This window comes from Stenotrophomonas sp. SMYL11, from assembly GCF_036320005.1.
GTDB classification, from domain to species: domain Bacteria; phylum Pseudomonadota; class Gammaproteobacteria; order Xanthomonadales; family Xanthomonadaceae; genus Stenotrophomonas; species Stenotrophomonas maltophilia_A.
The window spans coordinates 179,372-192,359 of the sequence record NZ_JAWIRS010000007.1; the positions used below are offsets into that span (position 1 = coordinate 179,372).

At 65.0% G+C, this 12,988-nt stretch carries 10 protein-coding genes; 4 read left to right on the top strand and 6 right to left on the bottom strand.

Features of this window, described 5'->3' with window-relative positions:
- Positions 1-411: 411 nt before the first annotated feature.
- From V3B46_RS12400 to V3B46_RS12410, 3 genes are all read right to left on the bottom strand, one after another.
- Positions 412-879: a hotdog fold domain-containing protein gene (locus V3B46_RS12400; RefSeq protein WP_154264203.1), complete on the bottom strand. Its 468-nt coding sequence runs from the start codon at positions 877-879 to the stop codon at positions 412-414.
- Between the two features lie 75 nt (positions 880-954).
- Positions 955-3,432 carry an acyl-CoA dehydrogenase gene (locus tag V3B46_RS12405; RefSeq protein ID WP_032130064.1) on the bottom strand — a complete coding sequence of 826 codons (2,478 nt, stop codon included), beginning with the start codon at positions 3,430-3,432 and terminating at the stop codon, positions 955-957.
- Positions 3,429-4,346 (bottom strand): alpha/beta fold hydrolase, encoded by a 918-nt coding sequence (locus V3B46_RS12410; protein WP_329892008.1) that lies wholly within the window; start codon positions 4,344-4,346, stop codon positions 3,429-3,431. Before V3B46_RS12410 ends, V3B46_RS12405 begins: the two co-directional genes overlap by 4 nt.
- Positions 4,347-4,487: 141 nt before the next feature.
- Here V3B46_RS12410 and V3B46_RS12415 point away from each other — a divergent pair, with 141 nt between their 5' ends.
- The gene (locus tag V3B46_RS12415) at positions 4,488-5,090 is read left to right on the top strand and encodes a TetR/AcrR family transcriptional regulator (protein WP_006464233.1); all 603 of its coding nucleotides are present in this window, start codon (positions 4,488-4,490) and stop codon (positions 5,088-5,090) included.
- A gap of 135 nt (positions 5,091-5,225) precedes the next feature.
- On the opposite strand, the gene V3B46_RS12420 is transcribed toward V3B46_RS12415, so the two are convergent.
- The 3 genes from V3B46_RS12420 to hslO form a co-directional block, all read right to left on the bottom strand.
- Entirely contained in the window at positions 5,226-7,979 is a 2,754-nt protein-coding gene (locus V3B46_RS12420; protein WP_164171696.1) for a TonB-dependent receptor plug domain-containing protein, read from the bottom strand.
- 382 nt (positions 7,980-8,361) lie between these two features.
- Positions 8,362-9,210, bottom strand: a complete 849-nt coding sequence (locus V3B46_RS12425; RefSeq protein ID WP_049420960.1) for an XOO1806 family protein — start codon at positions 9,208-9,210, stop codon at positions 8,362-8,364.
- 116 nt (positions 9,211-9,326) lie between these two features.
- Positions 9,327-10,220 (bottom strand): Hsp33 family molecular chaperone HslO, encoded by an 894-nt coding sequence (gene hslO, locus V3B46_RS12430; RefSeq protein ID WP_154353181.1) that lies wholly within the window; start codon positions 10,218-10,220, stop codon positions 9,327-9,329.
- A gap of 77 nt (positions 10,221-10,297) precedes the next feature.
- Here hslO and mtgA point away from each other — a divergent pair, with 77 nt between their 5' ends.
- Genes mtgA through V3B46_RS12445 form a run of 3 tightly spaced genes read left to right on the top strand, consistent with a single transcriptional unit; the run spans position 10,298 to position 12,515 of the window.
- Positions 10,298-11,047, top strand: coding sequence for a monofunctional biosynthetic peptidoglycan transglycosylase (mtgA, locus tag V3B46_RS12435; RefSeq protein WP_154353180.1), 750 nt, complete (start codon positions 10,298-10,300; stop codon positions 11,045-11,047).
- Between the two features lie 57 nt (positions 11,048-11,104).
- Entirely contained in the window at positions 11,105-12,124 is a 1,020-nt protein-coding gene (locus V3B46_RS12440) for a glycosyltransferase family 2 protein (protein WP_154353179.1), read from the top strand.
- Entirely contained in the window at positions 12,084-12,515 is a 432-nt protein-coding gene (locus V3B46_RS12445; RefSeq protein ID WP_329892009.1) for a CBS domain-containing protein, read from the top strand. The genes V3B46_RS12440 and V3B46_RS12445 overlap by 41 nt, the downstream gene beginning before the upstream one ends.
- The last annotated feature ends 473 nt before the right edge of the window (positions 12,516-12,988 follow it).

The window sequence follows — 12,988 nt, forward strand, 5'->3', positions numbered from 1 at the left end:
GGGCGGTGGCCCCGTTCCACTACCGCCCTTGTAGGCGCGGGCGGCCCCCCCCGCCCCCCCCCCCCCCCGCCCCCCCCCCCCCCCCCACCCCCGATAGTCTCCCTGCGCGGCCAGCCCACGGAGAAGAAAAAGAAGATCAAGAGCAACAGCAACAGCAACAGCAACAGCAAAAAGCGGCCAGTGGGCCGCTTTTGCTTTTGCTCTTCTTTTCTCTTCCGTGGGTGGACGCCGCAGAGATCTGTCAGAGGCTGGGGGCGGTGGGTTCGCGGGGGTGTCTGCGGCATGGATGCCGCGGTCAAGCCCCCAGGGACGGGTTCACGGCGTCCCCCGTGAACCCACCGCCCTCAGCCAAACCTGGGCTTTCCGCGACCAACTGCCCACCCACGAGGGGCTGCGCCGTTGGCGGGAACACTACTTCGCCGGCGACATCCACATGTCGATGACCGCGCTGAACACCTCCGTCCCCGCGCGATCGCGCACGCTTACCGTCACCGGCAGCGCATAGCCCTCGGCCGCGACCACGATCGGCTGCGCCGGAAGCGCCACCGCATGCAGCGTGCCACGCGCCTTGGCCAGGTACTGCACCTGCATTCCCTTCGGAATCCAGCGCATGCCCTTCGGCAGCGAGGCATCGACCATCAACCCGGCGGTCAGTTCGGCCAGGTTGCACATCGCGATCGCGTGCACCGTGCCGATGTGGTTGCGCACCTTGCGGCGGTCGGCCAGCGTGCCTTCGCAGCGGCCGTGCTCCAGGCGCGTGATGCGCGGTGCGATGCTGGCGAAGTAGGGCGCCTTGAAACACACCGCGCGTGAGAACAGCCAGTTGCCGGCAGGCCAGCGCTGCAGGCGGTGGTAGAGCGAGAGCAGGGGCGTGGACATGAGGGGTATTCCGGTCGGCGGATAAAGCGACGGCGGGCCGAGGCCCGCCGTCGAGGCAACGCGTGTCGCGGGCGATCAGGCCGCCTGCGAATGCGGGTCCTTGTGCTGGCGGTCGTAGTAGCTGGCCGCGCGCAGTTCGTGGGTGTCGAAGTCGTCCACGGTGATGGTGTCCAGGGTCAGCGTACGCAGTTCTTCCAGCAGGCTGCGCTCGTCCTGGGTGATCACGCCTTCGGCCACGGCCTCGTCCAGCTGGCTCTTGAAGTCCAGCGCCTCGATGCCCTTGCTCTTCAGCGCCTTCAGGAACTTGCGCTCCACCGGCTCGGCCATGATCGCCTTGCTCAGGTAGCTGTTGATGCGGCCGCCCGGGTTGTTCTCGCACGGGGTCAGGAACACGCCACTGGCCAGGCGGTCGCGGGCTTCATTCGGTGCCATCAGCAGAGCGGCAACACGGCGGCTCAGGCGGTCGCCGGGGGCCTCGGCACGACGGCCCAGCGGGAAGATCAACGCCCACATCAGCCAACCGATCGGACGGATCGGGAAGTTGCGCAGGGCCGCCGACAGCGACTCTTCGATCTTGTGCACGCTGTCATGGAAAGCCCAGGCCAGCAGCGGCTGGTCGGCCTGCGGTGCGCCTTCGTCGTGGTAGCGCTTGAGCATGGCGCTGGTCATGTAGACGTGGCTCAGCACGTCGCCCAGGCGGCCGGACAGCGATTCCTTGAACTTCAGCTTGCCGCCGAGGGTCATCATCGAGATGTCGGCCATCAGCGCCAGGTTGGCCGAGTAACGGTCCAGCTTGCGGAAGTAGCGGCGGGTGTAGGCGTCACCCGGGGCAGCACCGAAGCGTGCACCGGTCAGGCCGAACCAGAACGAACGCACGGCATTGGAGAGGCCATAGCGGATGTGGCCGAACAGGCTGCGGTCGAACTCCTGCAGGCCGGCACGGGTATCCGGATCCTGCGCGGCCTTCATTTCCTTCAGCACCCACGGGTGGCAGAGGATCGCACCCTGGCCGAAGATCAGCAGGCTGCGGGTCATGATGTTGGCGCCTTCCACGGTGATCGCGATCGGCGCGGCCTGCCAGCTGCGGCCGGCGAAGTTGCGCGGCCCCAGGATGATGCCCTTGCCGCCGATCACGTCCATCATGTCCGAGATCACTTCGCGGCTCATGTTGGTGCAGTGGTACTTGGCGATCGCCGACGGCACCGACGGCACGTCACCACGGTCAACCGCCGCGGCGGTGGCCTGCGACAGCGCGCTGATCTTGTAAGCCTTGCCGCCGATGCGGGCCAGCGCTTCTTCCACGCCTTCGAAGCGGCCGACCGACAGGCCGAACTGCTTGCGGATGCGCGCATAGGCGCCGGTCACGGCGGCACCGGCCTTGGCACCGCCACTGGCGGTGGACGGCAGGGTGATCGAGCGGCCCACGGCCAGGCACTCGTTGAGCATGTTCCAGCCCTTGCCGGCCATGGCAGCGCCACCGATCAGCTGGGTCAGCGGAATGAACACGTCCTTGCCGCGGATCGGACCGTTCTGGAACGTCGAGTTCAGCGGGAAGTGGCGGCGGCCGATTTCAACACCGGCGGTGTCGCGCGGCAGCAGGCCCAGGGTGATGCCGATGTCGCGGGTATCGCCGATCAGGCCATCCGGGTCGTACATGCGGAAGGCCAGGCCGATCAGCGAAGCGACCGGGGCCAGGGTGATATAGCGCTTGTCGAAGGTCAGCTTGACGCCGAGCACCTGCTCGCCGTTCCACTCGCCCTTGCAGACGATGCCGTAGTCCGGAATGGAGGTGGCGTCGGAGCCGGCGAACGGACCGGTCAGGCCGAAGCACGGCACTTCGCGGCCATCGGCCAGGCGCGGCAGATACTGGTCCTTCTGTTCCTGGGTGCCGTAATGCACCAGCAGTTCACCCGGGCCCAGCGAGTTGGGCACGCCGACGGTGGAGCTGACCACCGAAGACACCGACGCCAGCTTCTGGATCACCTTGTGGTGGGCCAGCGCAGAGAAGCCCAGGCCGCCGTATTCCTTCGGGATGATCATGCCGAAGAACTTGTTCTTCTTGATGAAGGCCCACAGTTCCGGCGGCAGGTCGGCGTGGACGTGGGTGATTTCCCAGTCGTTGACCATCGTGCACAGCTCTTCCACCGGGCCATCGAGGAAGGCCTGTTCTTCGGCGGTCAGCTGCGGCTTGGGATAGTTGAGCAGGATGTTCCAGTCCGGATCACCGGTGAACAGTTCACCCTCGAAACCGACCGAGCCGGTTTCCAGCGCGATGCGTTCGGTCTGCGACAGCGGCGGCAGCACCTTGCGGAACACCTTCATCATCGGGCCGGTCAGCAGCGGCTTGCGGATGAACGGCAGCAGCAGCGGCACGGCGATGACGGCCAATACAGCGGCTGCGACGATCGTGGCGGTCTGGTTGACGTAGGGAATGAACCAGCAGGCGGCCAGCAGGGCCACGCTGATCAGCGTCCAGGTAACCAGCCGCATGCGGTGGTAGGCGACGAACGCGCCTGCCAGCAGCAGGGCGAGGAAGGGAAGAACGATGCTCATGAGCGTGCTCCGGTGACGTGCTCGTTTGTGGCGGACGAAGCCGCAGCGTCTGCTGCGGGCAACACGTCCAGATAGTCCAACACAGTAGCGGTAAAGGCGTCGTTGTCATCGCCGGCGACCATGTGCGTGGCCTGCGGCAGCTGTACATGACGCGCGTGCGGCGCCAACGCCAGGAATTCGGCCACGGTCTGCGGCGTGACCAGGTCGCTGCGTCCGCCACTGACCAGCAGCAGCGGGCACTTCACCTGGCGCGCGGCCTCGGCCAGTGCATCCTGGTGCTGCTCGCTGTCGCGGGCCAGCTCGGCCACCAGGCGCGGGTCCCAATGCCAGCGCCAGCGGCCATGGCCGTCCTCGCGCAGCAGCGCGCGCAGCGACTGCTCGGATTTGCGTGGACGGTGCGGCATGTACGCCGAGATCACGTCGGCGGCCTGGGTCAGCGAGGCGAAGCCGTCGGGATGGGCGGTCATGAAGGCCAGGATGCGTTCGACGCCGGCGGTGTCCCAGCGCGGCGTGATGTCGACCAGCACCATCGCCGAGAACAGGCCTGGCCAGCGCGACTCGGCCAGCAGGCCGAACAGGCCGCCCATCGAGGCTGCAACCAGCACCGGCGGGCGCGGCTGTTCACCGGCCAGCACGATCAGGTCATCGGCGAACTGTTCGCCGTGATAGGGCAGGTCGGCGGCATTCCAGTCCGAATCGCCGTGACCACGTGCGTCATAAGCCAGCGTCTGCAGGCCGGCTGCAGACAGGGCACGCGCGGTGGCATTCCAGGCGTGACGGGTCTGGCCGAAACCGTGCGCGAACAGCACCCGGCCACGACGACCGTGGTCGCTGGCAGTGGCGGCGAGGCGGGCACCATGGGCCGCCTCCAGGTGCAGGTCATGGAACGCAGCGGGAGTAGGGGACGTAACCATACTTGCTAGTATGGATCGCTTGTGAGGGAAGTCAATACTGCATCGTATGGTGCGGTGCGGCAGCCCTGCGGGAGAGTCCTTTGACGGTTTCGCCCGCAACGGCGTACTGCAACGAACCCCGGCGTATGGTTAAATCAGCCCATGAATCAACCTGACGCTTCTGCCGGCGAACCGCGCGCCGGCCGCAACAGCCGCCTGAGTGCCGAAGACTGGGCCCAGGCGGCCCTCGACCTGATTGCTGAACAAGGCGTAGGCGCCGTTGCGGTGGAACCGCTGGCGCGGCGACTCGGCGTGACCAAGGGCAGTTTCTATTGGCATTTCCCCTCGCGTGACGCCTTGCTGCAGGCCGCGCTGGAACGCTGGGAACTGTTCGAACAGGAACAGGTGTTCGGCAGCCTGGAAGACGTACCGGACCCGCGTGTGCGCCTGCGCCAGCTGTTCCAGATGGTGGCGCATGAAGTGCAGCCGCACATCATCTACAGCGAGCTGCTGAAGGCATTGGATCATCCGATGGTGCGTCCGGTGATCGACCGCGTGTCGCAGCGCCGCCTCGACTATCTGATCGCTTCGTTCCGCCAGGCAGGCCTCAGCTCCACCGATGCGCGCCACCGCGCACGCCTGGCCTACGCCGCCTATGTCGGCTTCCTGCAGCTGTCCCTGCAGCTGCAGCAGCCCAAGCAGGCGCGGGAGGATTTCGAGGCCTATGTCGAGCATCTCATCGAGACGCTGATTCCGAACGGTTGAAGATCGCCGTACTGGTCACGAGAAAGCCGCGGCATTGCCGCGGCTTTTTTCTTGCGTGCCACACGTACTGCCGGAGGCACAAAGAACAACGGCCCCTTGCGGGGCCGTTGCTGCATCAGCTGATCAGTGGATCGATCAGAACTTCTGCTTGTACTGCATGTACATGTAGCGGCCCGGCAGGTCGTACTGCGGGTCGAACATGTTGTACGAGGTGTAGTACGAAACCGGCGGGCTCTTGTCCCACGCGTTGTTCAGGCCGACCATGATGGTGCCCTTCCACGGCGTGTTGTAGCGGAACTGGATGTCGTGGTAGGTCGTGGCACCAATGTGGTTCGTTCCCTTCGCGCCATCAGAGCAGTATGCGAAGGTTTCCGGTTCCTCGACTGGATCAAACGGGCACGGTTCGGTCATGCCGGACTTGTAACGAATGCCGTAGTTGACCCCGAAGTCCCCGTAGGACCAGTCGACATACAGATTGGAACGGATGCGCCAGTAGGGATCCTGGTCGAGATAGCGTCCCTGGCGACCCTCGATCGGAGCATCCTGAGTCGACTTGGTATCCCACTTGGACAGGTAGGTGCCGTCCAGAGTGATGGTGAACTGGCCGATCGAAGTTTCCGGCAACTTGTACAGGATGCCCAGATCCCAACCTTCCACCTTGTACGACGCCAGGTTCTGCAGCGGCATGTTGACGTTGGTGATGGTGTAACGCTGGTTGGTGCTGCCGTAGTTCGGGTCACGCGTGATCAGGCCGCAGTTGGCTGCCTGCTCCTGCGCGGTGCCGCCATAGCAACGATCCATGATGTCCTGGATGGCCGGACGGGTGATGGCGTCCTCGATCTTGATCTGCCACCAGTCCAGGGTCACGTTCAGACCCTGCACGAAGCTCGGGCTCCACACCAGACCCAGCGTCTTGCTGGTCGAGGTTTCCGGCTTCAGGTTCGGGTTGGCCTGCCAGGTGAACGGCTCAGGAGTCTGCTTCGCACCACTACCAGCGCCCGGCTGAACGAAGCCGACCGGCACGCCCTCTGCCGCACATTGTGCCGCGATAGCGCCAGTACGGCGACCGGACGTTGAGGAGCACGGATCGATGTAGGTCTCGAACGAGTCAGCATCACCGCGATACAGGTTGTTGATGCTCGGGGCGCGGAAGCCTTCCGAGTAGTTACCACGCACCATCAGGTCGTCGATCGGCTTCCAGCGGAAACCGAACTTGTTGTTGGTGGTGTTGCCGAAGTTGCTGTACTTCGAGTAGCGGGTTGCCGCGCTGAAGTCGAGCAGCTTGGCGCCCGGCAGGTCAGCCAGCACCGGGATCGACAGTTCCAGGAAGAACTCGTCCAGGTCATAGCTACCCTTGGTGGGCGATGCTCCGTTGCCGGTGCTCAGGCCCGAGGCGATGAAGGCGTCCGGATCGAACTGACCGGTTTCCTTACGATATTCGTAACCAGCTGCGAAGCCCAATGCACCCGCCGGCAGCTGCACGATTTCGCCGGAGATGTTGGCGTAATAGCCCTTGGACACCAGGCTGGCGGAGTCATGCGCGGTGAACGAGGTGTAATCCAGTGCCTCCTGCGAGATCGAACCCAGGCCACCCAGCGGATTGATCGGGGCGCAGCCCGGAATGATTGCGCCCGCGGCGTTGAGGCACACAGCCTTGCCATCGCGGATCGCCGAGGGCCCATATGCCTCGGCCAGACGCTGCTTGTTGAACAGGCCGTAGGTCAGATCGTTCTGGTCGGTCTTGTCGTAGCGGTAGCCGACATCCCAGTCGAAATTGCGGTCGGCGAATTCGAAGAAGCCCTCGAAACCACCGTAGAAGTGCCAGTTCTTGACGTTCTGGTTGAACGAACGTCCACCGGTTTCGTTGAAGCGGCGCGCGACGCCAGTCAGGTCAACGCCGTACGGATTGTACATGCTGCCCGCGCTGAGGCGCTGACCGGTGACCGGCATGGCAGCCAGCAACTGTTCGGACTTGCGTTCGTTGTACATCGCCTCGGTGCGGAAGGTGATGTTGTCGGTAACGTTGTAAGAACCCACCGCGAACAGCGAGGTGCGCTCGTTGGGGGTCAGCAGGTAGTTGTCCGGCGCGGTGTTGTAGCCGTGAACATTGGGATCGAACGGCGTTTCCACGCCGTTGAGGATGATGTAACGCTCGTCGTTACGCAGATACGAACCCGGAATACCGGTGCTGCTCTGGCCGCTGAAGAACGGCGGGCCACCGGCGGAGATCTTGCGATCGCCGGCCATCACGGCCTTTTCGTTGACGTAGGAGACGCCCAGCACCAGCGAAGCGCGGTCAGTGGTGGTGCCCAGAGTGAAGTCGGCCGCTTCGCGGTCGCCGTCACCGGCGCTGTACTGGCCCTTGTAGAAGTTGGCTTCCGCGCCATCGAAGTTCTGCTTGGTGATGATGTTCACCACGCCGGCGATGGCGTCCGAACCGTAGATGGTCGATGCGCCGTCCTTCAGGACGTCGATGCGCTCGATCATCGCGGTCGGGATGGTGTTCAGGTCGACGCTGCCATCCAGGCCGGTGGTCCAGCGACGGCCATTGACCAGCACCAGGGTGCGCTCGGAACCCAGGTTGCGCAGGCTGACGCCGGCCGAACCGTCACCGCCGTTGTTGTAGGTACGGTTCAGGGCGGCGCCGTTGGCGGCAACGCGCTGCAGGATGTCGGCGACCGAGGTCACGCCCTGCTTGTCGATGTCGGCGCGGGTCAGACTCAGGACCGGCTGCGAGGTTTCGATGTCGGTGCTCTTGATGCGCGAACCGGTGACCGAGATGCGGTCAAGGTTGGTCGCTTCCTGGGCCTGGGCGGTGGCAGTGGACGCCACACCGGCAACGAGCGCGACCAGAACGGCATCGCGCAGCTTGTTGGACTGGAAATTCATTGGCTCTCTCTCTCCAAGAAATCTTGGCTGGGTTAATGCCCGGCGGGGGAGCGAAAAGCGCTCCCAAATCGCGAGGCTGAGCCGATAGTAGCGGGCGTTCGCCAAGAATTAAAGCTGCGTTAATCAAGTCTATGATTTTGGTAAAAATGAAAATTGATGCACGAAATCAAGGGGTTGAATCGCAGGTGACATCACTTTGTCTCGTTTGTTAGCTCAAAGTGACGAAAAAAGTTTCCGTTGATGTGTATCGCAGTATGTCGACATGAATTGCACGGTATCCAATTCGTCGAAAAGCGCTCTGCGTGTATCACGATCGCGCATACGCAACGGGCGCCTTTCGGCGCCCGGGAGAAGTCACTGCAGGAAGACCCGGGAGGTGGGGTCAGAGATCCTGTTCGTAACGCACATACGGCACGGTGCCGTCGTCATTGCTTTCATTGCGCGGGGAGAACGGATTCTTGCCGCGGCTGATCACGTTCTCGGCGCCAACAGTAAGCTGGCCAGACCACGGGGTACGCCAGGTCAGGCCGATGCCCAGGCCTTCCCACTTGCCGGGCTTGCCCGGCACGTCGATCACACGGCCGATGATGCTGCCGGTGAAGTTGCCGTAGCCGGCGCCGATGCTCAGGCTCTTGCTGTCCCAGCGGTCGACGATGGACGGTGCGGCATCGGCCAGCGGTACCAGGCGGGCCTTGGCGTAGGTACCGGCGATCGAGACAAAACCCTCGCGGCCGATGTTCTTCTGCGCGAATACGGTCAGATCGTTCTGCTCGGCGCGCAGCGAGGGTGTCTTGTTCGGGCCGGACAACCACGCCGGCAGCGTTTCACGGCCGGTGCCGGCGGTGATGCCGAGACGGCTGCTGCCGCGGTTCAGCGCGGCGGTACCGGTGAAGCGGCGGCTGTTGAGGTCGTCGTCGTCACCCAGGCTGGCCAGCATGCAGTGACTGGCCAGGCCGCTCATGCTGGTTCCGCTGCTGCTGTTGCAGAGCAGGCCCAGCGAATCGCCGGAGGACAGGCCGAAGGCCGCATCCAGTGAGTTGCGGCCGAAGTGCCAGCGGGCGCCGGCGGCCTGTTCACCGGTGGGCTCCAGGTACAGCAGGGCCTCGACCTTGCCGCTGCCCTTGTTCCATACCGGCAGCACGGTCCGGGTGTCCTTGCTCTGCGCGTGCACGCCCGTGATCGCGCCAAGGGCGATCAGCAGGGCCAGCGGTAGACGCAGGAAGGTACGCATCGGACCAGTTCAGACAGGGACGGACAACGGAAGTTCCCGCGGAGACGGGAACTTGATCCTAGGGTGTTTATGAATTCTTAACAAGCCTTGATCCCCCCAGATGCAAGACAAGCCGTTTACTGAAGCCGTTCAGGCGCCGGTACAGTCCCCTCGGCACCGTGGAACAGTATGCCGAACTCCGTCAAAGGAAAGTGATACTCCCGCCCGCAGAATTCGCAACGGACCTCGACGGCGCCGGTGTCCGCGGCCGCGGCACGGGCCTCGTCCTCGCCCAGCGACTGCAGCATCGACGCGACCCGCTCGCGGGAACAGGAGCAGGCGAAGGACAGCGGCTTGCCGCCCATCAGTTCCGGCTTCTCTTCGTGGAACAGGCGGTGCAGCAACTGTTCGGCCGGGGTCGCCAGCAGCTCGGCCTTGCCCAGGGTCTCGAACAGGGCGCTGGCACGCGCCCAGCCGTCCTCGTCACCCTCGTCGCCCGGCAGCTTCTGCAGCAGCAGGCCGGCGGCGCCGTTGCGGTCGGCGGCCAGCAGCAGGCGGGTCGGCAGCTGTTCGGACTGGCGGAAGTAGTCCTCGAAGGCCTCGTCCAGCTCCGGTGCGGCCAGCGCGACCAGGCTCTGGTAGCGCTGCGGCTCGCGCGGGTCCAGGCCCGGGTTCTCGATGGTGATCGCGAGCAGGGCGTCATCACCCAGGCTGGACAGGTCGCGCGGCGCATCGGCGCCCTCGCTGAGCTGGGCGATGCCGCGCAGGGTACCGGCGGCGGTGCACTCGGCAAACAGGGTGCGCAGCGCGGTGCTGCTGCGCAGCTGGATCGAGAGGCGGCCATCGATCTTGGTGTGGCCGGTGAACAGCGCCGAGGCCACGCAGGCCTCGCCGAGCAGCTCGGCGGCGGTATCCGGGTACTCGGCGTGGGACAGGATCTCCTGCCAGGTAGCCTGCAGGCGCACGTGGACGCCACGGACGCCAGCGTCGGGAAGCAGGAAGCGGATCAGGGAATCGGGGTTGGCGGTCATCGGCTCACATCGCGCGTAAACGAGGGCGGTTGCCGGATAATGCGCCGACAACCGGATAGAAGAAGGATGCACCAGTAATGGGGGCAGGGGGAGAGCAGCACAAGGTGGAGGCCATCGCGCAAGTCCCGCGCCGCGGGCGCTGGCGCTGGAAACGGCTGCTCTGGCTGCCGCTGCTGCTGGCCGCTTTCAGCTGCCTGCAGGTACTGGTGCTGCGATTCATCGACCCGCCGGTATCCACGGTCATGCTATGGCGCTATGGCGAGGCATTGGGAGAGGCCGACTGGTCCTATCGCCTGCACTACCAGTGGCGCGACCTGGACCAGATGGCAGCGAGCCTGCCGATCTCGCTGGTGGCCGCGGAAGACCAGCGCTTCCCCGACCACAACGGCTTCGACCTGCAGGCCATCGAGAAGGCCCGCGACCACAATGCCAAGGGCGGACGCCTGCGGGGGGCCAGCACGATCAGCCAGCAGGTCGCCAAGAACCTGTTCCTCTGGCAGGGCCGCAGCTGGGTCCGCAAAGGCCTGGAAGTCTGGTACACGGTGCTGATCGAAGCACTGTGGCCGAAGGAGCGCATCCTGGAGATGTACGCCAACATCGCCGAGTTCGGCGATGGCGTGTATGGCGCGCAGGCAGCGGCGCAGACGTTCTGGGGCAAGGATGCGTCCCGGTTGAGTCCGGCCGAGAGTGCACGGCTGGCGGCGGTGTTGCCGGCACCGCGGCGCTACAACGCGGCAAAGCCAGGGCCGTACGTGCAGCGGCGCGCGGCATGGATCCAGCGCCAGGCACGGCAGCTGGGCGGCGCGGCTTACCTGTCGGAAGACTGAGGACACCTGTCCTCGGGGTGGCAGGCCATGTACCTGCAGGCAACGTACAATCAGGGCATGAACCGCGAACGCCTTACTGTCGTCATCGCCGCCTACAACGAGGAGCAGGCGCTGCCGTGCCTGCATCCCCGCCTGTGTGCCGTGCTGGACGGAATGCCCGACATCGATGGCCACATCCTGTATGTGGACGATGGCAGCCACGACGGCACCTGGCAGGTGATCGCAGGATTGGCGCAGGACGACGCACGCGTATCGGCGTTGAAGCTGTCGCGCAATTTCGGCAAGGAGGCCGCGCTGACTGCCGGGCTGGATCTGGTGCGCGACGGCGCGGCGATGATCCTGGATGCCGATGGCCAGGACCCGCCGGAACTGATGCCGCAGTTCGTTGCGCGCTGGCGCGAGGGCCATGACAACGTCTATGGCACGCGCATGGCCCGCGATGGCGAAGCCTGGATCAAGCGCGCCACGGCGGCGGCGTTCTATCGGGTGATCGGTCGCCTGTCACGCACGCCGATCCCTGCCGACACCGGTGATTTCCGCCTGTTGTCGCCACGCGCGCTGAGTGCGCTGCGCGAGATGCGTGAACGCCACCGCTTCATGAAGGGCCTTTTCAGCTGGGTCGGATTCAAGCGTATTGCTGTGCCCTACCACCGTCACGCGCGGGTGGCCGGCTCCAGCAAGTTCAGCCTGTGGCGGCTGTGGAACTTCGCGCTGGAGGGCATCACCGGGTTCTCGACCGTTCCCCTGCGGGCGGCGACCTACATGGGCCTGGCAACGGCGGCGGTGGCCTTCGTATTCGGCGTGTGGGTGATTGCCAAGGCGGCCCTGTACGGTGACCGCGTGGCGGGTTGGCCGACGATGATGGCGGTGATCCTGTTCCTGGGCGGGGTGCAGTTGATCGCGCTGGGCCTGATCGGCGAGTACCTGGGACGGCTGTACGAGGAATCCAAGCAGCGCCCGTTGTACCTGGTTGACGCGTGGCTAGCATCCGCCGTGGCAGACTCGGCCCTGCAACCCACCCTCGGAGGGCAGGCAGATGACCACGGTACGGCAACTGTTGGACGGCAAGTCTCCTGAAGTACATGCGGTCGCGCCGGATGCGGCGGTGATCGATGCGATCCGGTTGATGGCGGAAAAGGGCATTGGCGCGGTGCTGGTGATGGACGGTCCGCGGCTGGTCGGGATCCTTTCGGAGCGCGACTACGCGCGCAAGATCGTGCTGCGTGATCGTTCGTCGCGGGATACGGCGGTGGCCGAGATCATGACGGCGAAGGTGGTGACGGTGTCGCCGGGTGAGCGGGTGGAGCATTGCCTGCAGCTGGTGACCGACTACCGCATCCGCCACCTGCCGGTGGTGGAGAACGGGTCGGTGCTGGGGGTGATCTCCATCGGCGACCTGGTGAAGGCGGTGATCGACGCGCAGCGGCGGGAGTTGGATCAGCTGCAGCAGTACATCGTGGCCGGGTGATTTTTTTTCGCTGGCGGGCTTGCAGCCCGCCGGCCCGCTTTTCGAAGCCAGAGCCAGAGCCAGAGCCAGAGCTCAAGAGCAGCGCCTTCCTGATAGGTGGGGAGGCGGAGGGCATGGCCGTGCAGGACACGCCGTAAACCCATCCATGGGGGCTCGGTCGGCGCATCCATGCGCCTCACGGTCCTGCACGGCCATGCCCCCTCCGCCTCTGGACACGTTCCTGCGAGCGCGGTGCGTTTCAGCGCCGACCATCCGCTCCTGGTAGCTGCCAACCTTGGTTGGCACAGCTTTTGATCCTGCTTCTTCTTTTAATTTTTGAATTCCTGCTCTCGTTCCGCGCGTGCAGGAAACTGTCAGGAGTGGGACGGGTGGGCCAGGCAGGACCGTTGGCGCCATGGATGGCGCCATCGAGCCCCCATGGTGAAGTGACCCCCGAGACTTGGACGGGGTCACGCGGCCGATTGGGCCTGCTC

Coding starts and splice junctions, on each gene's coding strand:
- V3B46_RS12400 (WP_154264203.1), bottom strand. CDS start 879: ATGTCCACGCCCCTGCTCTCGCTCTACCACCGCCTGCAGCGCTGGCCT.
- V3B46_RS12405 (WP_032130064.1), bottom strand. CDS start 3,432: ATGAGCATCGTTCTTCCCTTCCTCGCCCTGCTGCTGGCAGGCGCGTTC.
- V3B46_RS12410 (WP_329892008.1), bottom strand. CDS start 4,346: ATGGTTACGTCCCCTACTCCCGCTGCGTTCCATGACCTGCACCTGGAG.
- V3B46_RS12415 (WP_006464233.1), top strand. CDS start 4,488: ATGAATCAACCTGACGCTTCTGCCGGCGAACCGCGCGCCGGCCGCAAC.
- V3B46_RS12420 (WP_164171696.1), bottom strand. CDS start 7,979: ATGAATTTCCAGTCCAACAAGCTGCGCGATGCCGTTCTGGTCGCGCTC.
- V3B46_RS12425 (WP_049420960.1), bottom strand. CDS start 9,210: ATGCGTACCTTCCTGCGTCTACCGCTGGCCCTGCTGATCGCCCTTGGC.
- hslO (WP_154353181.1), bottom strand. CDS start 10,220: ATGACCGCCAACCCCGATTCCCTGATCCGCTTCCTGCTTCCCGACGCT.
- mtgA (WP_154353180.1), top strand. CDS start 10,298: ATGGGGGCAGGGGGAGAGCAGCACAAGGTGGAGGCCATCGCGCAAGTC.
- V3B46_RS12440 (WP_154353179.1), top strand. CDS start 11,105: ATGAACCGCGAACGCCTTACTGTCGTCATCGCCGCCTACAACGAGGAG.
- V3B46_RS12445 (WP_329892009.1), top strand. CDS start 12,084: ATGACCACGGTACGGCAACTGTTGGACGGCAAGTCTCCTGAAGTACAT.